At 61.3% G+C, this 24,249-nt stretch carries 22 protein-coding genes and 2 pseudogenes; 11 read left to right on the top strand and 13 right to left on the bottom strand.

What is annotated here, in order from left to right:
• Nucleotides 1–35 precede the first annotated feature (35 nt).
• Together HLG82_RS01315 and HLG82_RS01310 are read right to left on the bottom strand one after the other, a co-directional pair.
• Nucleotides 36–1,240 (bottom strand): IS3 family transposase gene (locus HLG82_RS01315; RefSeq protein ID WP_193326961.1). Its coding sequence is split into 2 segments (ribosomal slippage): nucleotides 36–943 and nucleotides 943–1,240, totalling 1,206 coding nucleotides; the frame shifts between segments, so codons are not numbered across the junction.
• Between the two features lie 128 nt (nucleotides 1,241–1,368).
• A pseudogene (locus HLG82_RS01310) lies at nucleotides 1,369–1,710 on the bottom strand (DNA methyltransferase); the annotation flags it as partial.
• A 707-nt stretch (nucleotides 1,711–2,417) separates the two neighbouring features.
• On the opposite strand from HLG82_RS01310, the gene HLG82_RS01305 reads away from it, so the two are divergent.
• Nucleotides 2,418–2,888 (top strand): hypothetical protein, encoded by a 471-nt coding sequence (locus HLG82_RS01305; RefSeq protein WP_193326960.1) that lies wholly within the window; start codon nucleotides 2,418–2,420, stop codon nucleotides 2,886–2,888.
• 254 nt (nucleotides 2,889–3,142) lie between these two features.
• Here HLG82_RS01305 and HLG82_RS01300 read toward each other — a convergent pair whose 3' ends face one another.
• The 7 genes from HLG82_RS01300 to ychF form a co-directional block, all read right to left on the bottom strand.
• Nucleotides 3,143–3,439: a HigA family addiction module antitoxin gene (locus HLG82_RS01300; protein ID WP_193326959.1), complete on the bottom strand. Its 297-nt coding sequence runs from the start codon at nucleotides 3,437–3,439 to the stop codon at nucleotides 3,143–3,145.
• Between the two features lie 561 nt (nucleotides 3,440–4,000).
• Complete coding sequence (locus HLG82_RS01295; protein ID WP_193326958.1) at nucleotides 4,001–4,357, bottom strand: HepT-like ribonuclease domain-containing protein; 357 nt, start codon at nucleotides 4,355–4,357, stop codon at nucleotides 4,001–4,003.
• Complete coding sequence (locus HLG82_RS01290) at nucleotides 4,341–4,649, bottom strand: nucleotidyltransferase family protein (protein WP_193326957.1); 309 nt, start codon at nucleotides 4,647–4,649, stop codon at nucleotides 4,341–4,343. Before HLG82_RS01290 ends, HLG82_RS01295 begins: the two co-directional genes overlap by 17 nt.
• A gap of 140 nt (nucleotides 4,650–4,789) precedes the next feature.
• Nucleotides 4,790–6,091 carry an ATP-binding protein gene (locus HLG82_RS01285; protein WP_193326956.1) on the bottom strand — a complete coding sequence of 434 codons (1,302 nt, stop codon included), beginning with the start codon at nucleotides 6,089–6,091 and terminating at the stop codon, nucleotides 4,790–4,792.
• A 332-nt stretch (nucleotides 6,092–6,423) separates the two neighbouring features.
• On the bottom strand, nucleotides 6,424–7,506 hold the full coding sequence (locus tag HLG82_RS01280; protein WP_193326955.1) for a DUF4238 domain-containing protein: 1,083 nt from the start codon (nucleotides 7,504–7,506) through the stop codon (nucleotides 6,424–6,426).
• 176 nt (nucleotides 7,507–7,682) lie between these two features.
• The gene (locus tag HLG82_RS01275; protein WP_193326954.1) at nucleotides 7,683–9,167 is read right to left on the bottom strand and encodes an ApeA N-terminal domain 1-containing protein; all 1,485 of its coding nucleotides are present in this window, start codon (nucleotides 9,165–9,167) and stop codon (nucleotides 7,683–7,685) included.
• Nucleotides 9,168–9,183: 16 nt separating this feature from the next.
• Nucleotides 9,184–10,281: a redox-regulated ATPase YchF gene (ychF, locus tag HLG82_RS01270; protein WP_193326953.1), complete on the bottom strand. Its 1,098-nt coding sequence runs from the start codon at nucleotides 10,279–10,281 to the stop codon at nucleotides 9,184–9,186.
• Nucleotides 10,282–10,551: 270 nt separating this feature from the next.
• On the opposite strand from ychF, the gene HLG82_RS01265 reads away from it, so the two are divergent.
• Nucleotides 10,552–11,775, top strand: a complete 1,224-nt coding sequence (locus HLG82_RS01265) for a DNA recombination protein RmuC (RefSeq protein WP_193326952.1) — start codon at nucleotides 10,552–10,554, stop codon at nucleotides 11,773–11,775.
• Nucleotides 11,776–11,868: 93 nt separating this feature from the next.
• Here the strand turns inward: HLG82_RS01265 and HLG82_RS01260 are convergent, their stop codons facing one another.
• Nucleotides 11,869–12,984, bottom strand: coding sequence for a 4-hydroxy-3-methylbut-2-enyl diphosphate reductase (locus HLG82_RS01260; protein ID WP_193327685.1), 1,116 nt, complete (start codon nucleotides 12,982–12,984; stop codon nucleotides 11,869–11,871).
• Between the two features lie 176 nt (nucleotides 12,985–13,160).
• Between HLG82_RS01260 and xseA the strand changes: the two genes are divergently transcribed.
• The 3 genes from xseA to HLG82_RS01245 are packed head-to-tail and all read left to right on the top strand — an operon-like array spanning nucleotide 13,161 to nucleotide 15,705.
• Nucleotides 13,161–14,405, top strand: a complete 1,245-nt coding sequence (gene xseA, locus HLG82_RS01255) for an exodeoxyribonuclease VII large subunit (protein WP_255313912.1) — start codon at nucleotides 13,161–13,163, stop codon at nucleotides 14,403–14,405.
• Nucleotides 14,406–14,407: 2 nt separating this feature from the next.
• A complete protein-coding gene (locus tag HLG82_RS01250) occupies nucleotides 14,408–14,752 on the top strand; it encodes an exodeoxyribonuclease VII small subunit (RefSeq protein WP_193326951.1) in 345 nt (114 codons plus the stop codon).
• A complete protein-coding gene (locus tag HLG82_RS01245) occupies nucleotides 14,749–15,705 on the top strand; it encodes a carbohydrate kinase family protein (protein WP_193326950.1) in 957 nt (318 codons plus the stop codon). Before HLG82_RS01250 ends, HLG82_RS01245 begins: the two co-directional genes overlap by 4 nt.
• Before the next feature lie 37 nt (nucleotides 15,706–15,742).
• Here the strand turns inward: HLG82_RS01245 and HLG82_RS01240 are convergent, their stop codons facing one another.
• Nucleotides 15,743–16,498 carry an isoprenyl transferase gene (locus HLG82_RS01240; protein ID WP_193326949.1) on the bottom strand — a complete coding sequence of 252 codons (756 nt, stop codon included), beginning with the start codon at nucleotides 16,496–16,498 and terminating at the stop codon, nucleotides 15,743–15,745.
• A 138-nt stretch (nucleotides 16,499–16,636) separates the two neighbouring features.
• On the opposite strand from HLG82_RS01240, the gene trhA reads away from it, so the two are divergent.
• The 3 genes and pseudogenes from trhA to HLG82_RS10435 all read left to right on the top strand — a co-directional run bounded on the left by trhA (nucleotide 16,637) and on the right by HLG82_RS10435 (nucleotide 18,428).
• Nucleotides 16,637–17,368, top strand: coding sequence for a PAQR family membrane homeostasis protein TrhA (trhA, locus tag HLG82_RS01235; protein WP_193326948.1), 732 nt, complete (start codon nucleotides 16,637–16,639; stop codon nucleotides 17,366–17,368).
• Nucleotides 17,369–17,456: 88 nt separating this feature from the next.
• Nucleotides 17,457–18,293 (top strand): annotated as a pseudogene (locus HLG82_RS10440) (PPK2 family polyphosphate kinase).
• A 3-nt stretch (nucleotides 18,294–18,296) separates the two neighbouring features.
• On the top strand, nucleotides 18,297–18,428 hold the full coding sequence (locus HLG82_RS10435; protein WP_255313911.1) for a hypothetical protein: 132 nt from the start codon (nucleotides 18,297–18,299) through the stop codon (nucleotides 18,426–18,428).
• On the opposite strand, the gene mca is transcribed toward HLG82_RS10435, so the two are convergent.
• Entirely contained in the window at nucleotides 18,425–19,294 is an 870-nt protein-coding gene (gene mca, locus HLG82_RS01225; protein ID WP_216858950.1) for a mycothiol conjugate amidase Mca, read from the bottom strand. The two genes, HLG82_RS10435 and mca, sit on opposite strands and share 4 nt — an antisense overlap.
• A gap of 267 nt (nucleotides 19,295–19,561) precedes the next feature.
• On the opposite strand from mca, the gene greA reads away from it, so the two are divergent.
• The 3 genes from greA to HLG82_RS01210 all read left to right on the top strand — a co-directional run bounded on the left by greA (nucleotide 19,562) and on the right by HLG82_RS01210 (nucleotide 21,469).
• Nucleotides 19,562–20,038, top strand: a complete 477-nt coding sequence (greA, locus tag HLG82_RS01220) for a transcription elongation factor GreA (RefSeq protein ID WP_193326946.1) — start codon at nucleotides 19,562–19,564, stop codon at nucleotides 20,036–20,038.
• Between the two features lie 26 nt (nucleotides 20,039–20,064).
• Nucleotides 20,065–20,802: a peptide-methionine (S)-S-oxide reductase gene (locus tag HLG82_RS01215; protein WP_193327683.1), complete on the top strand. Its 738-nt coding sequence runs from the start codon at nucleotides 20,065–20,067 to the stop codon at nucleotides 20,800–20,802.
• A 223-nt stretch (nucleotides 20,803–21,025) separates the two neighbouring features.
• Nucleotides 21,026–21,469, top strand: a complete 444-nt coding sequence (locus HLG82_RS01210) for an FKBP-type peptidyl-prolyl cis-trans isomerase (protein WP_193326945.1) — start codon at nucleotides 21,026–21,028, stop codon at nucleotides 21,467–21,469.
• Between the two features lie 1,106 nt (nucleotides 21,470–22,575).
• Here HLG82_RS01210 and putP read toward each other — a convergent pair.
• Nucleotides 22,576–24,174, bottom strand: a complete 1,599-nt coding sequence (putP, locus tag HLG82_RS01205; protein WP_193326944.1) for a sodium/proline symporter PutP — start codon at nucleotides 24,172–24,174, stop codon at nucleotides 22,576–22,578.
• Nucleotides 24,175–24,249 lie beyond the last annotated feature (75 nt).

The following is a 24,249-nucleotide window of genomic DNA, read 5'->3' as shown; positions in this document are numbered from 1 at the left end:
GCCCGACCCCCGGAAAGTAGACACGGGGGATGTGATCAGGAAGCAGATCTCAGCGTAACAGGACATTGCTGTTCAAACACTGCTGGAGCGAGATACCCGCACCAGGAATGTCGAGGCGTGGTGTTGTAGCGGGTACACCAGCGGAAAACATCTCGCCGGCACTGCAACTGATTGGCAAACGTCTTCGCGTCCTGGAGGACCTCACGCTTCAACGCGGCGTTGAAGGACTCCGCCAGGGCGTTATCAGCGCTGCTGCCGATCGCGCCCATCGACTGCCGGACTCCCAGCTGTATGCAGGTGTCCTGGAACCCGTGCGAGGTGTATACGCTTCCGTGGTCGGAGTGAAAAATTGCGTCGTCGAGACTTCCGCGCTGGCCCTTGGCCATCACCAGGGCGTCCTGAACCAGGGAAGTACGCATGTGATCGGCGATCGCGAAGCCTACCAGCCGGCGGGAGAAACAGTCGATGACCGTGGCCAGGTACATATTCGACCCGTCCGCGATCGGCAGGTACGTGATATCGCCGACGTAGACCTGGTTCGGTGCCGGGGCGGTGAATTTCCTCCCCACCAGGTCCGCAAACACCGGCTTCCTCCTATCCGAGACAGTCGTGGTGACCTTGCGTTTCTTCGAGTAGCCAACCAGCTGCAACGAGCGCATGATCCGGGCGACTTTCTTGTGATTGACCGGACTGCCGGGCGAGTCGTCGTTGAGTTGCGCCGTGATGCGTTTGGCACCGTAGCAGCCGCGTTCTTTTGTGAACACGGCCTTGACCCGTGCGCCGAGGATCGCGTCGCTGAGCAGACGTTTCTTTCGCATGGCGGAGGTGTTTTTCCATTTGTAGTACGAGGACCGGTTGAGTTTCAGAACCTCACATAACCGCTTGACCGAACGGTCGTTCCGGGCGTCGTCAACGAACTGGAAGTGGATCACCAGGTCGTCTCTTCCGCGAAATATTTCGCGGCCTTGCGCAGAATGTCGCGCTCTTCCTTCAGTCGGGCGTTTTCCCGTTCCAGCTGGCGGATACGTTCGGCATCGGTCACCGATGTTGGGGTCTGCGAGGCGGCCTCGGTGCTGGTGGTGGTGCGGGCGCCGGTGCCATATTTGCGGACCCAGATCTGGAGGGTGTTGCGGTTGACGCCGAGTTCGGCGGCGAGGGCGTTGATCGATACGCCGGGGGAATTCTCGTAGACGGCGACCGCGTCGCGGCGGAATTCCTCAGTGTAGGTCTTGCTGGGCATGGTGGCAGGTTACCTTTCTTCCCCGGCAGAAAGCCGGGTTGTCGGGTGTCTACCAAACGGGGGTCAGGTCCGGGCTTATCAAACCGCCACATGGTGGTTTGTTTCCGATCGGCGAACCACTTGTGCTTACCGCCCTGCTTCCAGCCGAACAGCACAGGCTCATGCTGCCATTGATACGGGCTCCGCCCAAGCACTAGCGAATCCTTCACCCAGATGCAGCAGCCGGAGAGCTTGAAGCCCGCCTCTACGAAGGCGCGGCGGAAGTTCAGGCCTTCGTTGTCGGCGTGGAACACATACGCCGACCCGCCCTTCTCGAGCGCGCTGTTCATGTTGGTGAACGCGGCCAGCAGGAACTCAAAGAACGCGTCGTTATTCATCGCGTCATTCTTGATTTTCAGGCCGCCCGATGATTCGAAGGCGACACTGTAGGGCGGGTCAGTGAGTACCAGGTTGGCACTCTTGCCATCCATCAACGTGGCGACGTCGCCTTCGTCGGTGGCGCCTTCCGCGACGGCACAGACATCCCCACCGAGGGAACGCGTATTGCCAACATCCTGCCGCCTGTCTCACGCTTTGGAGCAGGGTCCAATCGAGGCGCAATTCGAGCGCGTGTGATCACCAGGCTCCAAGATTTCGTGGAACGATTCCGGGGGCTCGGTGAAGAGCGGAGCACAAAGGCCCTTCAGGTCCATGTGAGCCAAGCGCTGCACTTCGAGCATTGCCGCACGGGCGCGGTTGTTCACAGCGGCTTACCACTAGGATCAGAGACAACTACTCGAGGAAGTCTGCACCATCCCACGCTCCTCATGGCCCAGCTATTTCAGCCGGACGATAGGTTCGATTGGCGTTCCATACTAGGCTGCTGGGGCCACGGAAATACGTGGCCGCTTGTCGACAAGAAACTACGGTCGGCACCTCAACCAGCTGAACTACATTCTTAGACTACAAACGATGCCTCCACTTTCCGGGAGTACGGCTCACTCACAGCGGAAGCATTAGGCTGGCACGACCGATTGGAGAAAATGGTATCTGCACCGATACTCGCCATTCTTAGAACTTCATCATTCATTAAGCAAAATATTCTAAAAATTCCAGCACGATTCGAGATTGGCCCCCTAATCACTTTCACAAAAGGCATCACTATAGCACACACTGTACCATATGCTATAATTTAGACATGGATGAAATTGCACGATGGCGCACTGCAACGGAAGAAGTATCTGCCCTGCTAATCCAATACTCAAGCCTTAACAAGGACAACCCATGGATCAAGAACTACCCCTCAGGAAGTTGCTCAGTAAGTTCCTACACAATCGGCCGATTACTCTTGGAACGCCATGGAGAAGATTGGCAACTAAGATCAGGAACTGGACACCTTGGGTCCCACACATGGCTTACGCTGGACAGTGCGACACTCAATCCTGCGGCTATCGACGCGACTCTCCATCAATTTAGCAACATCTCAAAGGAACCCTTTATCGGATACGGCGTATCCCCAGCTGAAAATCACTTTCAGCCATACCAATCAATGCCAGTAAAATATGTCGAGCCTTCATGGCACCATGGTGGCACCGCTGAAATATACGCATGGGTGTTTCCGCGATTGGGCTTGGATCCTCCCAATACGCACGACGGACAAGGCAGCTAAGGACGAATCAGCATTTGAATCTATTCCACGTCACAGTTAGACCAACGAGGCGGCCTCGGTTTTAAAGCAAAACACCCATAAACTACATTTCGGCGCGCCCCAAACCTCCTTTCTCCCGCCCTGAGAAACAATGCTAATGCCAGCCATCGCAACATTGCCTCAACGCAAAAACTAACAGAGCGGCTTTCATCATCGACATCCAATCGCTTAAACGAGCAGCACCCCAAGATAGAGCCTCGCAGAGTCCGGCGGGTTCACAAGTCTTGTAGCGGCCGGATTCGATCGAGCTCATTGCCGAGCGAGTCTCGCGCAATTTCCAGATCATAATGGGACTGGAGATTGATCCAGAACTGGGCACTCATGCCGAAATAGCGCCCGAACCGCAACGCCGTATCGGCCGTAATCCGGCGCTTTCCCCGCACAATCTCATTAATCCGACGCGGCGGAATACCAATTGCCACGGCTAGCTTGTTCTGCGTAATCCCCATCGGCTGAATGAAATCTTCGAACAGAATTTCTCCGGGAGCCACCGGCGTAATCTTCTCTTCCATCTCCCACCCTAGCGACAATCAACATTTTCCACATTGCTTGGACCTACGGGGTTCAGCCAACGTAAATGCACCACTATTGATTAATTCCTATGCTGTGCCACCCAACCCAATTCCCCTCTAAGCTTCAAGCCGGTGTCCGGGCGGGACCCTCAGCTCATCAGCCCCTTCGACATCATCAAGCAGTAACAACTGCGTGAGCGCTTTCCGATCCGAATGAGAATTGAGACGCTTTCCCCACTTCCCCAAGTAGAGTGCCCCGGTATCTAACTCAGCGAGCGAGGCGATCACTAGCCAAACATATAACGCGTCGCATCGATAACGCTTGACGTTAAGCGTAAACGCCGCGGGTTTCCGCACTGAGGAACGTCTTGCTTCACAGATTTCACTCGCACTCGAAGCAGTGCTCGCGCGAAAGTGTCTCAAGCTGAGGCTCACCTCACTCCGGACTCCCACCAGGTAAATCCAACCAGCCGATATAGGGACCACGAGCTTTTCGGACTGTTACCAATTTTCCGCTTTGCGGTACTACACCATATATTTCGAAATGTGCAACCTTTTCGCTCACTCAATTCCCTCACCTATAGGGCGAAGTAAATCAGTTAAAGCTAGAGATAACTGCGGAAGATGATTTTTCAAAACTGACCAAACGATGATGCAATCCACTACCCCATATTCATGGGCGAGAATATTGCGCATTCCGATTATGCGATCAAGATCTGCGATCTGCGACGATGTTTCAGCATCAGTCTTCCTCAAGCGATTGAGCGCCTCACCAAGAATAAGGAGCTGACGTTCGACAGCAGACTGATGGAGCACACTCGCCTGGAAATCTTCCTCATCCATTCCATCGACAAACGATAGAGCTGCTCGACACGCTTCGCGCGCATCCCATAGGTGAGCTTTAGATGTCGGCAACATAAACGTCCTCCGCCGATTCCAGAACGGATTCTTTGAAGAAAGGATTACGAACAGCTCGCTCAACAACTAAGTCGACGTCTCGACGTGTTATCTCTTCGAGATCCTTTCGTAACCCTACGTAATCTTCGAAGGGATCTTCCCGATTCGGGAGAAAATCGACGAGAAAATCGATATCACTGCGCTCGCTGAATCCCCCTCGCACCGCAGACCCAAAAACCTGAAGACGAAAGACTCCCCTCCGCTTTGCGGCGCGCGAAATCTCCTCACGATCCAAGAAAGCCTCAATAGCCATATCCCCAGTATCTCACCGAGGTCCCGCAACGGGAAGAGAAAAGCGGCCCGCAATCCCCACCAGAGACAGCGGGCCGCTTCATACGGCCATCCAGCAAAGGCTAGACGTTAAACATAAACTCCACTGGGCCTCCACCAGATCTAGCCCTTCGCCACCGCGTCAGACGCATGCCCGCCGACCGGCGTCCACAAGCGGTCGATGGGGATCACGTGCAGACGATCCTGGTAGGTATAGGAGCGCTTTCCGGCGGTCATCATGATGCCGCCCAGGAAACGGTCGCCGAGCAGATCACGAAGTTTGGCCATGCCGCGAAACTCCGAGCCCGGCGCTCGTTCGCTCGCTTTGACCTCTATAGCCAGCACGCGTCCGTCATCACGCTCGATGACGAGATCGACCTCGTCGCCGTCACTGGTGCGCCAATGCCCGAACGCAACCGGCTCCCCCAGCCATGAAGCCTGTTTGCGGACCTCCCCCACCACGAATGTCTCCAGAAGATGACCGAAATCGGTCAGCGTCGCCGGGTCGAGGCCTCGCAGCCTGTCGGGGGTGAGGCGAAGCAGCCGTGCAGCAAGTCCGGAATCGACGACATGGACCTTCGGCTTGGCACTCACCCGGGAGCGCAGCGTCTTGCCCCAGGCAGGAAGCCGCACAACCAGAAACAGATCCTCCAACAGGCGCAAGTGATTCTCGGCGGTTGCCCTATTGATCCCCAGTTTCTGCGCTCCGGCGGAGACATTCAACAACTGTCCGGTCTGTGAAGCAAGGTGCCCCAGCAGATCGGCAAGGGCCTGACGCTCCCGAACTCGACTGAGCTCGACGGCATCGCGTTCGACGGAAGCGCGGACAAAGTCGTCGAACCATCGCGCGCGCGACGCCCCGGTACGGCGCAGCGCTAACGGCATCCCACCTGAGCAGACCCGATCCACATACTCGTCCCTAGAGGTCGTTGATGTGGGGAGCGCCGCCACCGTGTCCCCGACATCTACGAGCAGACACTCCAGGAAGTCCTCCCGGACGCCGACGATCTCCCCTTGCGACAAGGGCCAGATGACTTGCGAATGCAGGCGACCCGTGAGTGCTTGGACCGTGCGCGGCAAGGCGTCTTGCCGCGTGGATCCCGTAATGACTGCGGTACCCGGGTTGCTTCCCTCTCGGTTCAGGCGCGCCTTGATCGCATCCAAGACGTCTGGGAGTCGCTGGTACTCATCGACGCACAGGGTCGTAGCCGTCGATACAGCCGATACCAGATTCCCTTCCACGGCCTCACGGACCTCGATGTCGTCGAGGTCGATGACGGTACTGCCCACCTGCGCCGCGAACGCGCGCAGAACCGTCGATTTGCCGACCGATCGGGGACCGTGAAGCGCTACCACCGGCTCCACGCGCACCTGTTCCACGAGGACCTCGCTCACCCGGCGCGGAACGACACTGGTCAGCTTCATGAAGCTAACCTAGCATTCTTGAGCCACCCTGGTAAGCAAACTTGAGCCCCGCAACAGAGCAGACATGATCACACGACGCGCCCTCCGGCGCACCCGAGGCTCACGATCCGGGACTGGGCCGATCCCCCGGGATCTCGGGGATTCAGGCGCTGAATGTGAGCCCCACTCCGTTCAATCTCTGCGACCCGCCGTAGCGTCACGCCATAGCCGCCATTGGACAAGGTGGCGTTCAGGCACCCCGAGCAGCTATAACACTCCTAACCACCCCGCCATGAGCACGACTTTGCCGACCTCCTGCTGTACAGCCACCTGACGGAGTCACGAAAGCGTTCCTAATCAATCGACTTGGAAGACTTTTCCTCAGGCGGCGTGGGACTGTCCCCACCGGGTGCGAACGCCGACTCACCGTCGAAGTCCATGTTGACGAGTCCCCTCACCGGTCTGATGTTGATGAGATCCGGTTCAGGCAAGTCGGCAGGGACGAAGCACTCGTCCTCAGGGTGGTGAAAGACGTACTCGCGGGCCGACTGCGCCGTGTGCTGGTTGAACAGCTTCTCCATTGCTGTGGTCCCGGGCTGGATTTGGTCGATCCGTCCGGCAAGAACCATCTCGCGGACCTGCTGGACGCGCGGATCGTCCGCTTCGAACCCTTCCAATATCGCCATGGGGTCACTCATGAGCAGTCCCAGCTTACGCGTGAGCGGGAACGTGACGCCCCATGCCGTGGCGAAGCCGACTCCCTCCCACGGCTGGTCGTTCGGTCGGCGCACCAAGCTGACCGGAGCATCCGACGTGATGAGAGAGCGCCGTTCGAAGCGGACGAGTGTCCAGGGGCGGGTGGCCAGGTAAGGCGTCAGCTCGATCGCGGTCTCGACCGCGTTCTGAATGTGAGTCAAGTTGGAAAAACTGATCGGCGGTCCACCAGGTTGGGTAGCCTCGTCCCAGATCCGATCCTCTTGCTCGGGCGTCGGGTCGACTCCGAAATTGTCACGGATCCAGGCACCGACATTCTTGCGGCCACCGGCACCCACCTCCAACCGGACCATGGCCGCGCAGAGATGCTCGGTCGTCCTCCGGGTGTCCGGCCCGCGCACGCTCTGCAACGCCGTGTAATGGGCGAAGGCCCACCTGTTCTCCTCGGAGAGGGGAAACTCGCCGTTGGCAAGGCCCCTGATGATGCCGAGAGCTTGGCCCTCGACGTCGCTCAGCGCTTTCTCGAATGCATCCGGCTCATCGAACTCACCGACCGTGTGGAAGTGGTTCTGCGCAGCTACGTTCTTCACGCTCGGCGTGTATGGCTGCCGAGAGCGGTCGAGGGGCACGACCCTGACCCGCTCCATGTCCGTCGCGAAGCCCCGAAGGTATCCCTGCGGCACATAGTGATGCAGCTTCGCCGTGCTCCTCTTGTCAGTCATGCGTGCACCTCCTAGGCGGTCGCACCCAGATCGCCCTCTCCTATGCAGCCTCTAAGTCGCGCGTGCGTGACGTGCGTCGATCTCGACGACAGCACCTTCTGCACATCAGCCATCTTTCCGACGGCCCAACATTCTCAGGCGAATGACCGTCCTGTACCCAGCAACGAGCAGGGCGATCAGTCGGATTCGGAGGCGACCAACCACTCGCGGGCACGGCCCGCCGTATCCCTGAGCATTGGGTGATCCCGCACGATCTGGCGCTGCCGCTCTGCTGGCAGCCCAAGCTCGTGCAAGACGTTGAGGATCACGACTGCGGTCGTGGTCTCGACGATCGCGATCAGTTCCTCGATGGAATCGTCAGGGGTCCTGCCTTCGTGTGCGAGGTCATTGCGAGCTCGCGTCGTCCGCTTCGCCCAGTGATTGACGTCTGGCACAAGCTGCGCGATCGCCTCCTGATCGGGTCTCGCGGCCAGGGCGCGAAGCCGATCCCGGAGCGTCGGATCATTTCTGATCATCCCCTTGAATCTGTCCCGGTGCTTTTCAGGCACCTGGCCAAGCATCGCGTCGCGCATCCCCTTGAACTCGTTCTTAGGGAAGGGAGTCTTCTCATCGATGTCGAGTCCGCGGTGCAGCGCCTCCGCAGCGCCCACCGCTGTCAGGAGGTTGTTCTCGATGAAGCGGGCTGGCGCATAGCGCAGACCCAGAATCATGTTGGTCGCTGCCCACAGTCGGTCATGCGCCTCGCACCAGCGGGGTACGAGTTCCTCGAACGGGAGCGTCGCACAGGTGAAGAATACTCGGCGAGGGTCAACAGCCTTCGCGTCGTGCTTGCCGAGCGCTACGGGCGGATAGAGCACGTCGGCGCGCCGACGCGGCAAAGGCTGACCATTCTGCGGGCCCGACTCGGTTTCGGCAACCTCCAGCCGGAGCCAGATCACGCCAGCAGCGCGGTGCGTTGCCAGCGCGATCAAGTCCTGCATCAGGTTCGCCGCCTTCAGCGCGGCGGTCAGGGTGAACGGCTCGGCTGGGCAGACACGGATGGAGGCGGTGTCGCGCATGCGCGCGACGGTTCGGCTCTTACGGCAGTCAAAGAATGGCAGGGTGTAAGTGTGCACGAGGCGGTACTCCGTGCCATCGACTGTCACCGACTGTGCCTCGACGGGCTTCACCGAGATGGTCCCGGTCCCATCAATTCTGTCTTCGGAAGTGCCAAGGGAAACCTCGAACACGGACGACGCAGCCCACAGCCCCAAGTCTTCGACCGAGACCTCGGCCACCGCGAACGCCGCGTCCTCTTTTCCGCTGACGTGCGCGCCGATGATCGCCATCGTCGCCGCCACAGTCTGCGTGTCGGGGCTCTTCACCCGCGCGCCCATCGTCCGTTTTGTACGGGTGGGGACACAGCCGAGGAGGGTGACTTCACGATTCTCAGCCACGCCGTGGATCACGTCCCATGTCTTGGTACCCTCGTGGCAGGCCGTCACTCCAGGGGCGAGATCGGAGGTGATGCGGTCCTCGAATGCTCCGATCAGCGCGAGCGAGGGGCTGCCCTCACCGTCATACCGCAAGATGCCTGGGACCTGCTTGTCAGGGTCGTCCGGCAGCCACCATAGGCCAGCCCACTCGCCCGCCTCATCGAGATTCAGAGGATTGTCGGCCATCGTTCTCCCATCGCGACTACTTGTTCCCCCCAGACGTCAGCCCCGTGCGGAACTCCACGACGTCGCCGTCAGCCATCACGTAGTCCTTGCCCTCCATGCGCACGCGGCCATGAGCCTTGGCCTCGTTCATGGAGCCGTATTCGACGAGCTCGTCGAAAGACACGACTTGGGCTTTAATGAATCCCCGCTCGAAGTCCGTGTGGATGACGCCGGCGGCCTGGGGCGCGGTCCACCCCTTGCGGATCGTCCACGCGCGAGCTTCCTTCGGGCCAACCGTCAGGTAGGTCTGCAACCCCAGCGTGTCGAAGCCGACGCGTGCCAGCTTGTCCAATCCCGCCTCGTCCTGGCCGGTGGATTCCAGCATCTCCTGGGCCTCGTTGGGCTCAAGCTCGATGAGCTCCGACTCGAATTTCGCATCCAGGAAGATCGCCTCCGCGGGCGCGACGAGGGCACGCAGTTCGTCCTGCATGGCGGTGTCGGCCAGTCCGGCGTCGTCGGTATTGAAGACGTAAATGAACGGCTTCGTCGTCATGAGCTGGAAGGACTTCAAAATATCCTGGTCGAGGTGCTTGCCGGCGGCCGAAAGCGTCTTGCCGTCGAAGAGGATGTCGAGGGCGTCCTTGGCGGTCTGGACGTATTCGGGGCCGATCTTCTTGCCCGTGAGTTCCTTCTGCAGGCGCGGGAGTTGCTTTTCGAGCGTCTGAATGTCGGCGAGGACGAGCTCGGTGGTGATCGTGTCGATGTCCGACTTAGGGTCAACCTTGCCGTCGACGTGCGTGACGTCCGGGTCAGCGAACGCGCGGGTCACCTGACAGATGGCGTCGGCCTCGCGGATGTTGGCGAGGAACTGGTTGCCCAGGCCTTCTCCCTCGGACGCACCGCGCACGATGCCCGCGATATCAACGAAAGAGACGGTCGCGGGGAGGATCTTTTGCGAGCCAAAGATCTCGGCCAGCTTCTCCAGGCGCGGGTCCGGAAGCGGAACGACGCCGACGTTGGGCTCGATCGTCGCGAACGGGTAATTCGCCGCAAGGACGTTGGCGCGGGTCAGGGCATTAAAGAGGGTCGACTTACCGACGTTGGGCAGTCCTGCAATTCCAATTGTTAAGCTCACGGCCCCAGTCTAGTTGGCTTACCTGGCTTTCCCAATTAGTTTGCCCGAGAGCTGGGGCACGGCCCTCCTCTTTTCCCGACGCCGTCCTCGCAGTTCGCGCCGTGACCTTGGCAAACGTTGGGTGAAGGAGCGTGCGTCCATAGCCCCGTGCACACAAGGGTCGGATCCATGCGCGCGCTGTCGCTGAGCGCGTTGATTAATCCAACCACTGCGCGAAGGCGGTGTGTGCGGGGCGAATTTTTTGTCGGAGGCCCTTTGTAGGCTTGGGGCATGACAATCGCAATACCCCTTTTCGTTCTGATCTTGGCGCTCGTGGCCACTGCCGCGGGCGCGGTGGGCTGGGCCCTGTCCTCCGCACGGGCAAACAGATCCTTCGTCTCCGCGTCGCAGGAGGCGATGTCGTGGCGGGAGCAGGCGGCGATGGCCCAGGCGCGCGCGGATCGGCTCGTCGAGGAAAACGATGGGCTGAGAGAACGTTCGCTGGCGGATGCCAACGTTTTGCGGGCCCTGTCCCCTATTACCCAGCAGCTGGACCAGGTCACGAGCCACGTCCAGCGCCTCGAGACGAAGGCGGCGTCCCAGCATGCCGAGGTGGTCACGCAGTTGCGCCGCGAGGCCCAGATCGGAGCAGAGTTGTCTCAGACCACCGCCTCGCTCAACGCGGCGTTACGCACAGCGTCGGCGCGTGGGCGCTGGGGCGAGGTGCAGCTGCGGCGAATTGTGGAAGCGGCCGGGATGCTTGAGCATGTGGACGTCGATCTGCAGGTCGGCTCGGCGAGGTTTGCCCGCGGCGCAAAGGATTCGACGCTCCGGCCGGACGCGATCATCCACCTACCGGGCGATGGCCACCTCGCCATTGATGCGAAGACCCCGATGGATTCCTATCTCTTGGCGATGGAGATCCCGGCTGAGGACCTCGCCTCTGTCAGCGAACGGGCAGAACTTCTTGGCAAACACGCCAAGGCCGTGCGCTCGCACGTATCTGCCCTGATCAAGAGGAATTACCCTGCCGATTTTCCGCAGTCACCGCAGGTCACGGTCATGTTCTTGCCCTCTGAATCCTTGCTGGCTGAAGCTACACAGACCGATCCAACGCTACTCGAATACGCGCTGAGCAATGGGGTCGTTTTGGCATCTCCCGCGTCCTTGCTGGCGATCCTGCGCGCGATCGCCTCCGTGTGGTCCTCGGCGGCGCTCACCTTCGAGGCGAACGAAATCGTGGAACTCGGGCGAACCCTCGTTGATCGAATCGGCACAGTCGTCTCCCACTTGGACAAGTTGGGTAAGAGCCTGGGCAAGTCGGTCAACTATTACAACTCGGCGGTGCAGTCACTTGAGACGCGGCTGCTCGTCACCGCCCGGTCGTTTTCGTCCCTCCACCCCGTGGCCGCCACGCAAGGCGAAACCAAACTTGGGCCTCCGGCGTCTGTAGCGGGTGACTCCGCGCAGATCAAGGAGTTCCGCGCACCCGAATTCACGCAGGACCAGCACTGATCTGGTCGGGCGAATCACGCACGCGGGTGCGCAGGGCCCGCGCGGAAGGCTTCCGTGCGGGCCTATCCCACTATGCGCAATGCGCTCAGGAGCTCAGTGCTCGCGGGCGATGTTGTCCGTCCCTCGCGCATTAGACACCCGGCCGCGCTCGCCCGCGCTACGGGTGCGGTGCGGGCGGTCAGGCTCCACGCCCACGGCCTTGAGATCTGCCCGTAGGTTCTTCGGCAACGAAAAATGCACGTCCTCTTGGACAGTCGTCACGGGAATCACCTCCGTGTAGCCCAGGCCTTTCAGTGCCTCGACGACGTCGCGAACAAGGATCTCCGGAACGGACGCGCCCGAGGTCACCCCGACCGTCGTCGCGCCTTCGAACCATTCCGGCTGGAGCTCCTCGGCCTTGTCCACGCGATACGACGCCCCGGCCCCCGCCTCGAGCGCGACCTCCATCAGCCGCACCGAATTCGAGGAGTTCGCAGAACCGACCGTGATCACCACGTCCGATTCCGGCGCCATCTTCTTCACCGCAACCTGGCGGTTTTGAGTGGCGTAACAGATGTTGTCGCTAGGCGGATCAATGAGATTGGGGAAACGCTCACGCAAGGCACGCACGATCTCCATCGTCTCGTCCACACTCAATGTCGTCTGGGAAATCCACGCCACCCTATCCGGATCGCGCACCTGAACGCCCGCCACATCTTCCGGGCCGTTGACGATCTGAATGTGAGAAGGAGCCTCACCCTGGGTACCTTCAACCTCCTCATGACCGGCGTGACCAATAAGCAAGATGTCATAGTCTTCGCCCGCGAAGCGCACCGCCTGCTTGTGAACCTTGGTCACGAGCGGACACGTGGCGTCAATCGTCTGAAGCTGACGCCGTTCGGCCTGCTCGTGTACCTCCGGAGAGACGCCGTGCGCGGAGAACACGACCCGTGCCCCCTGCGGAACCTCGTCCGTTTCGTCAACAAAGATCGCGCCACGCTTGGTCAACGTCTCCACAACAAATTTGTTATGAACAATTTCCTTCCGCACGTAAACCGGGGTGCCATACAACTCGAGCGCCTTCTCCACCGCGTCAACAGCACGGTCGACGCCGGCGCAGTAGCCACGCGGGGTCGCAACGAGAATACGCTTGCCATCAGGACTCGGCTCGGACGGGATCTCCTGCGGGAAGGCCGAGGCACCGGCGAGGGTGGCGGGAAGCTGGTTCATGTCATTCACGCCACCCATCCTATCGGTATTCCCCGCCTACCTGCCTGCCACACCAGTCCGCCGACGCCGCGCGAGCTCGCACCTGCCGGAGTAACCGCCAGTCTTCGTGCAACGCCGCGTTTTCCACAATCGTATTCTTCGGCCCGAGTGTCGGAGGCAGCCGGTAGGCTGGTTTCGTGAGTATCAAAGTACCCGATAGCCTTCCGCAAATGGCACACCTGACCACGCCTGAACAGCCGTGGCCGCTTCGCCTGCTGTCTGAAAAAATCGGCGAGTATATTGCCAAAATGTCCCGGCTCTGGGTGGAGGGTGAGGTCATCCAGCTCAAGCGGCGCGCGGGCTCGCGCATACAGTTTTTTACGCTCGCGGACCTCGAAGAGAAGATGACGATCAGTTGCAAGATCTGGTCGCACAACCTCCCGCCTACCATTGGTGAAGGCTCGCGCGTGATCGTAGCCGCCAAACCGGATTTTTGGACGGGCAACGGCTCGCTTTCTCTGCAGGTGGACGAAATCCGGGCGGTCGGCGTCGGCGATCTCCTCGCACGAATGGAGCAGCTGAAGAACAAGCTCGCGGCAGAGGGCCTCTTCGATCCGGCCAAGAAGAAGCCGCTTCCTTTCCTTCCTCGCAAGATCGGCCTGATCTGCGGGCGAAACACCCAGGCGATGCATGACGTCGTTAATAACGTTCATCGCCGATGGGCAGCTGCCACCTTCGAAATCAGGCAGGTGCAGGTACAGGGATCTGGCGCTGTCGAGGCGATGATTCCGGCCCTTGCCGAGCTCGATGCGATCGAGGATGTGGACGTCATCATTCTGGCCCGCGGCGGAGGCTCCGTGGAGGATCTCTTCCCCTTCTCGGACGAACGGCTCGTGCGCGCGGCCTACGCGACCCGCACTCCCATCGTCTCGGCGATCGGCCACGAACCCGATTCGCCCGTCCTTGACTTCGTGGCCGATTTCCGTGCCTCAACCCCAACGGATGCCGCGAAAAACGTGGTTCCGGACGTCGGGGAGGAAAAGCTCGCACTATCCACCACGCTGCGCAGGGGCCGCATCGCTGTGGACAACGTGCTTCATCGTGCCCAGAGCGAACTCGAGACGCTACGCGCCCGCCCGGTCATGGCTCACCCGGAACTCATGATCGATAACCGCGCGGAGGATCTGCGCGGCCTGCACGACTGGTCGGCGTCGCACATCCGCAGAATTCTTGACGCCAATGCCTCGTCCCTAGCGGGCGATCTCGGCAGACTGCGGACCTTATCCCCATTGTCCACGCTGAAGAGGGGCTACGCTGTCATCAGGACCGAGGAGGGCCTTGTGGGGAGCGTCGCGGAAGTAGCCGCCGGGAGCGCCGCCCGCGCCACCCTCCGTGACGGCGACCTTGACCTCAGAATCGAACACGTCCACACGAAGGGATAGAAATGGCGAACGTGCTAAGCCCCGAAGAGCTGGATCAGAAGGTCGCGGACCTGAGCTACGAAGATGCCCGATCCCGACTCGTCGAAATCGTTACACGCCTCGAACAGGGCAATATCCCGCTGGACGAAGCGCTGACCATGTGGGAACTCGGCGAAGCCCTCGCGCGTCGATGCGAATTGTGGCTTGACGGCGCCCGCGAGCGCCTGCGCGCCGCCCAAACGCACGTCGCCAACGTTTCCGCTTCCCAGGCCTCCGCCGGCGCCACGGCTCCCACCGGCGCCACGGCTCCTGACGACAAGGCCTTCACCGGCATCAGCGTGCCGGAGGGCAGCGAGGCCGAATCATGAGTTGCCTCGTTATCGGCGAGTCGTTGATCGACGTCGTCAAGCGCGGTGACGGCCATACGACCCGTCACCCTGGTGGTTCACCGATGAATGTGGCGGTGGGCCTAGCGCGTCTCGGCCGCCGCGTCCAACTCCTGACCCGTTTCGGGAACGACTTCGACGGGGACACGATCCGCGATTACGTCGAGAGCGCGGGAGTGACCTTGATGCAGGGCGCCGTGGACACGGACGCCACGTCCATCGCGATGGCCTCGCTCGACGCCCACGGGCACGCCACTTACCGCTTTGACGTGCATTCGGCCTACGTCGATCCGCCCGCGGCCGGGACCAAGCGCGAGGCGCTACTGGCAGCTCCCCCGCTTCATGTCCATATTGGTTCTATCGGCGCGCATCTGCGCCCGGGGGCCAACACCGTTCGTCGTTGGATCGAGCTCCTCAGCCCGTATTCGACCGTCTCCTACGACCCCAACGTTCGCCTGTCCATCCTCGGCTCCGCCCAGTCCATCCTCGATGACATCGATGCGATGCTTCCCTTTATCGATATCGTCAAGGTCTCCATGGAGGACCTCGCGCTGCTGCACGGACGCCGCGTTGACGCGGATGACATGTCGGCCCGCCTCTTCGGGCAGGGCGTCAAGTTCGTGGCCATCACCGATGGCGCACGCGGGGCGAAGTTCTACACGCCCAACACCTCGGTGTTCGTCCCGGCCGCCCAAGTCTCGGTCGTTGACACCGTCGGCGCTGGGGATGCCATGATGGCCGCGCTCATTGACGGGCTGGCGCGCGTCACCGTCCTCGGGGACGACCGCGCCGGGCTGACCTCCCTGTCAAACCAGATGCTTCAGTCGGTGGGGCAATATGCCTCGCGTGCCGCCGGCATCACGATTTCGCGAGAGGGCGCCAACCCGCCCACGCGAGCCGAGCTCAACGACGTCGTCGCCCACCTGCAGGCCTAACGTGGCCGCCGTCAGGCCTGCAGCCGCGCCGTCAGTCTCAGCGGCCCATGCGTCGCTCGCGCGCCGCGTAGTCACGCAACGCACGCAGGAGGTCGGTGCGCCGGAACGCCGGCCAATACGCCTCGCAGAAGTACAGCTCGGTATGGACGGTCTGCCACAGCATGAAGCCGCTCATGCGCTGTTCGCCAGAGGTACGGATGATGAGGTCGGGATCGGGCTGGCCCTTGGTGTACATGTGTTCGGTGATCGCGCCGATGTTGATCTCGTCAGCGACCTCGTCGAGCGTGGCGCCCTCCTCCGCGCGTTCGCGCAGGTAGGTGCGGACGGCGTCGGTGATCTCGTGCCTGCCCCCGTAGCCGACGGCGATGTTGACCGTCATGCCCGCGCCTGCCCGCTCCTCGGTTGCGCGCAGGCGCGCGGCGAATTCTTCGGGCATGAGCTTGAGGTCGCCGATGATGCGGATCGTCCAATTCCCGGTGGCGCTGAGGTCTTCGACCGTGTCGGCGATAATCTCCATCAGTTCGGCAAGCTCGCCCGGACTGCGGTTGAGGTTGTCCGTTGAGAGCATCCACAGCGTCACGATCTGGATGCCGGCCTCCTCGCACCAGCCCAAGACTTCACGCACGTGGTCGGCGCCCTTACGGTGGCCAGTCGACGCCGACGAGCCCAGTTCCTTCGCCCAGCGCCGATTGCCGTCAAGAATGATGCCGACGTGGCAGGGGCGCCGGTCGGGATCAATTTCGCGCGCGAGCCGACGCTCATAAATCGAATAGAGAAACTCCGGAATGCGCATCTTCCCAACCTTTCCTGCCGCCGGCAAGGATGGTCTGCCTCGCCCGTACTTTCCCGCCGTGTCTCCAGTCTAACGCCCAAGAGCTCCGCTCGGCGCAACGCTCTTTGCTCACTGCCCTGGCGGGTCTATTGTGGAGATATGACTGGACACGACGCCGTCGACTCACCCGCCGTCGACGAATTCGACTCGCCCCCGGCTCGCCCGCACTCGCGCCGCGAGCGCAAGGCCTACTACGCCTCGATGCCCAAGCCGAAAGTGCGCGGCTGGATTCACGCCATCATGGCGCCCTTGTCGTTGGCCAACGGCATCGTCCTCATCGTTTTCGCCCACAGCGCCGGTGTGCGATGGGCGAGCGTCATTTTCGCCATCTCGGCCGTTGTCCTCTTCGGTAACTCCGGCTTCTATCACCTGGGCAATTGGGGCGATAAGGTCCGCGCGGTGTTGCGGCGCATTGACCACGCCAACATTTTCCTCCTCATCGCGGGCACCTACACACCACTTTCGGTCATGTTGCTACCCACCAAGACTGCCGCCTTGGTCCTCGGCATCGTCTGGACGGGAGCCGTGATCGGCACACTCATCCATGTCTTCCACCTCAACGCGCCGCGCTGGATACTCGTGGCGCTCTACATCGCCCTGGGATGGGTGGCGATCTGGTTTCTTCCCGACTTCGGCGCGAGCGGCGGCGTGGCGATCGTCGTTTTGCTGTTGGCAGGCGGGGTGGCGTACACCATTGGCGCGATCTTCTACGCGTTGCGCTGGCCGAACCCGTGGCCACGCTGGTTCGGTTTCCACGAGTTCTTCCACGTGGGAACGGTGGCTGGCTATGCCTGCCACTCCGTAGCCGTTTGGCTGGCGATCTTCTCCTAGGCGTCGCTGCCCGATCGGGGCGGGCCCCTCCTCGGCGCACTTTCATCGTGAGCATGTTAGCCACGGAATCCGCACGCCTCGTTAGGCTATGATCAAAGGTGGCAACCGTGAAAAATTCAGCCAAAAATACTCCGGCATGTGGAGCACGTCGCCGACGATAGGCCTGCGCGTCAATTCCGATTTCCAACTATCTCAGCTTGATCGCGGTTCCACCCCTGGCTGGGACGGGGACAAGACGCAGACCAAGGCGTTCATGAAAGAGCGTGGCGCTTTCCTCGACGAGTTGCAGGAGAGGTTTTTCGCCAACGCCCACAACGGCAGCGACGACCGCCGTGTGCTCGTCATCCTCCAAGGCTTAGATACTTCAGGCAAAGGTGGCATTATTCGCCACGTCTTCGGGATGATGGATCCGCTGGGCCTGCACCTGGCAAGTTTCGGAAAGCCCACCGACGAAGAGCTCTCCCACCAATTCCTGTGGCGCGTGGAGAAGCAGCTGCCGCCCGCGGGAAGGATCGGCGCCTTTGACCGCTCGCGCTACGAAGATGTCCTCATCGGGCGGGTCGATCAGCTTGCCGAACCAGACGAGATCGATCGCCGCTAGGAGGAGATCAATGCGTGGGAGAAGTCCCTCATCGATCAGGGCTACACCTTGATCAAGGTTGCCATGATGCCCTCGCACCGCGAGCAAGGCTTGCGGCTGGCCGAGCGCCTCGCGCGCCGCGACAAGTGGTGGAAGTACTCTCCCGGAGACATCACGACGCGCGGCAAGTGGGACGCCTACCAAAAGGCTTACCAAATCATGTTCGAGCGCATGTCTACCGAATACGCGCCGTGGTCCGTCCTCCCAGCCGACCGCGAGTGGTTCCCACGCGTGGCAATCACAGAGTTGCTCACCCAGGCCCTGGTCGACCTCGGCCAAGAGTGACTGATGCCACGCTGGCAGATCGACGCCCGGCGCCGCCGTCTGCTCGAGACGATGGCCTCCGCCGCCGAGCCCGCGAAGGCTGACGCCCCGAAGAAGGATAGCAAGGCCGGCAAGAAGCAGAAGAAAAAGAGTTAGTAAAGCGGCTCAACCCCCAAGACGCGCTCAAACAGGTCGCGCTCCTGGGAGTTACTGCGCCCAACGGTGGTCAGGGCGAGCATAAACTCCTCCCACGGCCACACCTTCGCCTCCAGATCGCGCGGCATCGCGAAAAAGAAGCCATCAGGATCGATTTGTGTGGCGTGGGCGAGCAGGGCGGCGTCGCGCGCCGGGAAAAACTCCGACACCTCGATTCGCGCCGTGGCCTGGGTCGCCTGCGTGTCGCGTTCGAGCCATTCAGAGTACGGGCTCTCGAGCCCCGCCTCACGCAACGCCGCATCGAACGCCTCGATGCGCGTACGATTGAAGGCGGCGTCGTAATACACCTTCGAGACCTGCCACGGCTCTCCGGCGTCGGGATACGCGTGCGGATCGCGGGCAGCGGTGACGGCCATCATCGACGCCGTGTGGGTACGGATGTGATCAGGGTGCGGGTATCCACCATTCTCGTTATACGTGGTAACGACCTGCGGCTTAAACTCGCGGATCTCGCGGACAAGCGCGGCGACGACGTCGTTGATCGGGGCCATGGCGAAACTGTCCGGATCGAGGGCGGGCAACGGATCACCCTCAGGCAAGCCCGAATCCACAAAACCCAGCCACACGTGCTCGATCCCCAGGGCCGCGGCGGCGCGAGCCATTTCCTCCCGGCGTACGGCGGCCATGTTCGCCAAAATGCTGGGATCGCCAGCAAGGCGCGGGTTGAGGATGTCGCCGCGTTCGCCGCCCGTGCATGTCACAACCCTGACCCGCCCGGCTTGGGCGTACTTGGCCATCATGCCGGCACCCTTAGAAGACTCGTCATCCGGGTGGGCGTGGATTGCCATCAGCCTACGTTCTGCCACTGCTTCTCCTTGGGAATCACACTCATTCCAAATCATATGTCACTCACCAGGAAAGGTGCGGGTGCTCGGCGCTAGCCGAAGCCCGATTGCGCGGCGCTGACCTCGGCGTTCTCCGCCGATAGTAAACACCCGTGAGATTTGTTGAATGCGCGCCGATTTCGGTGCTATTCTCTCGGCAAGACACATGCCCGACGTCTTGGGCATGTTTTTTATTGTGATGACGTCGGTCAGGCGCAGAGGCCGGGCCCGCAAATAAGGAGGAACCTCATGGCTGAGACCACGTGGCTTTCGCAGGAATCGTTCGACCGGCTCTCTGCAGAGCTCGAAGAAATGAAGACGACCGGCCGCGCCGAGATCGCCGAACGCATCGAGGCCGCCCGCTCCGAGGGTGACCTTCGCGAGAACGGCGGCTACCACGCCGCGCGCGAAGAACAGTCGAAGATGGAGGGACGCATCCAGGAGCTGACCTACCTCCTGGAGCACGCCGAGGTGGGCGAGGCCCCCAAGGCCACCGGCACCGTCGCGCCGGGCCTGATCATCACCGCCACCGTCAACGACAAGGAAAAGCGCTTCCTGCTCGGAGCACGCCAGGCACAGGACTGGGTGGACGTTGACGTTTATCCCGAATCCGCGCCGCTCGGCCAGGCCATCATGGGCCTCAAGGTCGGCGACAAGACCTCCTACATCGCCCCCAACGGCAAGGAGTTCCACGTCGAAATCATCTCGGTGGAGGCCAGCAACTAGTGTTTCTTCGCCGCCCAACCCCCGACATGATCACCCGCGACCAGGCGCTGCCGGGGCGCGAGAGCCCCGTGCTCGTTGACCCCGCCCCGCATCTGGTACTCGGCACCGACATCCTCGCGCCCGTGGCCGAGGACCAGGCCGAGATTTTCTTGGCCGCGGGGTGCTACTGGGGCGTCGAGGAAATCATGTGGGATCTTCCTGGCGTGGTCACCACCTCGGTCGGCTTCATGGGCGGCTTCACCCCCAACCCCACATACAAGGAAGCGTGCACCGGCATGACCGGCCACACTGAGACCGTGCGCGTGGTCTACAATGCCGGGCTTGCCGGTAGCGCGACTGGCGGCGACGGCGTCGTAGGATCGGCGGACGCGGCTGGCGCTGGGGATGCAACTGGCGGCGACGGCGTCGTGCACAATCCACTTGCGCTGATCCTCAAAACGTTCTGGGAATGCCACGACCCGACGACCCTCAACTACCAAGGCAACGACGTCGGCACCCAGTATCGTTCGGCCATCTTTACGACGACGCCGGAGCAGCGCGCCCTTGCGGAGGAGTCGAAGGTAGCTTACAACGCGGTGCTTGCCGAGCACGGCCGCGAGGCGATCGTCACCGAAATCGTGGACGCAGCCGAAACCACCGGTTTCTTCCCCGCCGAAGAATCGCACCAGCAGTACCTCATCAAGGTGCCCAACGGCTACCGCTGCCACGCGGCGACCGGCATGGCGTGCCCTCTACCAGGTAGCGGACCGCTGGTCGGGTTGTGAGTGGGCTGGTCGGCGGGTTGCGGCTGGTGCTGGCAGATCTTCTGCTGGTCAACCACTTTGAGCCCTGCGTGGAGTCGGTAGACTATCGGCAGACATGCAGTCGTTCATCGCGAATCCACGTCACCGATGTCTCGTGAACACCTCACCGAGACATCCCAAAATCTCATCGAGATATCCCGAATATCTCACCAAGTCATCACGAATACCTCATCGAAAGGTCGTCATGGACATCATTTTCCCCACCGTCTCCGGGCACTTTGGGCAGACTCCGGAACTCACTTTCCCGGAAGGCGCCGAAGCACCAAAGGGACTTCGTATTAAGGTCCTCGAAGAAGGTGATGGCCGCGTGGTTCGTGCAGGCGACGAGATCGAGGTCGATTACCATGGCCAGGTCTGGGACGGCCCGATTTTTGACTCCTCCTACTTCCGCGATGGGAAGTCGGTATTCCCGATCGGCGTCGGCATGGTCATCGAGGGCTGGGACGAAGCAATCGTCGGCAAGCAGGTCGGCTCCCGCCTCCTCATCTGCGTCCCTCCGTTCAAGGGATATGGGCCGCAGGGCAATCCCCGCGCAGGTATCAAGGGCGACGACGTGCTCGTCTTCGTCGTGGACATCAAGGGAATTCAGGATTCCGCCTTCAACTTCAATACCCTGCACGGCCGGTAAAGCTAGGGCGGCGCTTTGTGGGGCTGGCCTTCGCGTGGCTTTTTCGGCCGGGCCTTGGCGGGGCTTTTTGAGCCGGGCCTTGGCGGGGCTTTTTGAGCCGGCCTTGGCGTGTGGGCCCCGCTTTAGGCAGGGTTAGCAGCTCGGCTACGAGGATTCAGCAGCTCGGCTCCTCAAAACGTTCGCTTCTCATCCGCAGGGCCAGAGTCATATTCACACGGGAGCAGATTCCACTTCGGGATTTGCTCCCATGTTTGTCCGGGCCATGCGACACCAAGAATGCGTTGGGCATCCGCCTGCAAGATCGGGAAAATGTCGCTTGCGGATATGCGAGGGCGAAGGTCAAGCACGTGATAAGTCGGAGCTTAACTTCATTCCCCTCCCGCCGTAGCTCGAAATTGCCGCCGGAGCACGAAAACGCCACCGCAGCGTCAAGTACCAATCTCAACGCCGTCGCCGTAGCTCGAAAACGCCACAGTAGCGCGAAACATGCATCTAAACGCTCCCTCCGTAGCATCAAAGCGCCGCCGTAGCATCAAATTGCAGCGCCCTGACGAAAACAAGCCGTAAGCACGGGCTACCGCAACGCTTTCGAGCTTCCGGGAGAAAATGGTGCTCCCGCGACGATAGTTAGCCGCGATTCGCCCCGCAAGTAATGACCGGAAGGAGCCCAATCGCTCCGCTGATCGACCGAAGCACTGGCCCGAGCCGGTTGTGAAGCAACGATGGCCTTCCCGAACCCATAACCGGCTCGAAATCCAATCCGGCAACGCCAGTCCACTGCCAACGACGCACCTCTCCATCAACGACGCACTTAAAACCCCTGCTTAAGGTGCGTCATGAGTGGCGAGGTGCGTCGGGGGTGGGCGATCCCGGTGCCCTCGAGTAGCAGCCCTGCCCCACCCAGCTCCGCGCCAAGCAGTACCGCCACCACCGCGAACCAGCGCCGCGCCGAGTAGCCCTGCCCCACCCAGCGCCACGCCAAGCAGTACCGCCCCACCCAGCACCGAGCCAGCACCACTCCCGGCCAGCACCAACCGACTGTCTACCGCCAGAAGCAGTGTGGGCCACGGCGTTCCCGCCGCGGCCCACACCCCAGTCACCGAGTACTACTTCGGGAGCTCTATCTCGCTACCGTCTTCGGCTACGAGTGTGGCCGAGCGCGGCTCATAGCCATCCGGGTTGCTGCGAGTAACTTCGCGGACCTCGGCTTTGGCTTGGTCGCGGCGTGACCAGTCCTTGGTCAGCTCCACAGCCGTCTCAAATTCCTTCTCGATGATCGGGTTCGGCTCGTATGTGAGGAGCGAGACGATGATCGTGACGATGAAGTTGATGACGAAGCCCGGAACGATTTCGTACAGGTCAAACATGCCTCCGTCCACATTGCCCCACACTGCAACGGTGATGGCTCCCATCACCATGCCCGCGAGCGCGCCGAAGCCGGTGAGCTTGCGCCAGTAGAGGGCGAGGATGATGGTCGGGCCGAAGGAGGCGCCGAAGCCGGCCCAGGCAAAGGCCACCAACCCCAGAATCGTGTCGTTCGGGTTGAGGGCGAGGCCACCGGCAAGCACCGCGATGCCCGCCACGGATATGCGCGAGAGCATGACGCCGGCCTTGGCGGAGAGCTTGCGATTGGTAAAGGTCATGTAGACGTCCTCGATCAGCGCCGAGGAGCTCACCAGCAGCTGCGACGAGATGGTGGACATGATGGCGGCGAGGATCGCCGCGAGCATGAAGCCTGCGATCAGCGGGTGGAAGAGCATCTGGCCCAAAACGATGAAGACCTGCTCGGGGTTGGCCAGCATATTGACGTCATGCTTGTAGGCTGCGATGCCCACCAGCGCGGTCAGCAGCGCGCCGACCACAGCAAGCAGCATCCAGCCGATACCGATGCGGCGCGCGGACTTCGCTTCCTTCGGGTTGCGCAGAGCCATGAAGCGGACAATGATGTGCGGCTGCCCGAAGTATCCCAGGCCCCATGCAACCGTGGAGATGAGGCCAATTGCGGTGGCGCCCTTGAGCGGATCAAGCAGGGCAGGATCGACGGCGCGAACGCTTTCGACCATGCTGTCGAAACCACCGACGTAGAAAATACCAATCGCCGGCACCAGCACCAACGCGAGCATCATGAGAAGTCCTTGGACGGCGTCGGTGTAAGACACTGCCAAGAAACCTCCAACCAGGGTGTAGAACACAGTAATTGCGGCGATGATCAGCATGCCGAGCTTGTAGTCGACGCCGAAAGCGCCTTCGAAGAACGTGCCTCCGGCAACCATGCCGGAGGAGACGTAGAAGGTGAAGTAAGACAGGATGATGAGCCCGGCGACGATGCGCAGGGCGTGGGTCGAATCGCGCAGGCGAGAGTCGAGGAACGAAGGGACCGTGATCGAATTATTCGAGACTTCAGTATACGAGCGCAGGCGCGGCGCGATGAACTTCCAGTTCAGCCAGGCACCAACGGTCAAGCCAACCGCGATCCAGAACTCAAACAGGCCGGAGGCGTAGAGGGCGCCCGGCAGGCCCATGAGAAGCCACCCGGACATGTCGGAGGCGCCGGCGGAAAGCGCGGCGACCATCGGGTTGAGCTGGCGTCCGCCGAGCATGTAGTCGTCAACGTCGGAGGTTTGGCGGTATGCCCATAATCCAATTCCGATCATGACGAGGAAGTAGATGATCATTGAGATGATCTGCCACGTGGTATCGCTCATCAGTCGTCTCCCTAAAGTGTGAAGGTGCACCTGCCGAACATTGATTGCGGCGTGGCACACAAGGTGGTTGAATGT

This window comes from Trueperella pecoris, from assembly GCF_014926385.1.
Classification (GTDB): Bacteria; Actinomycetota; Actinomycetes; order Actinomycetales; family Actinomycetaceae; genus Trueperella; species Trueperella pecoris.
This window is presented reverse-complemented; position numbering and strand designations above follow the sequence as displayed.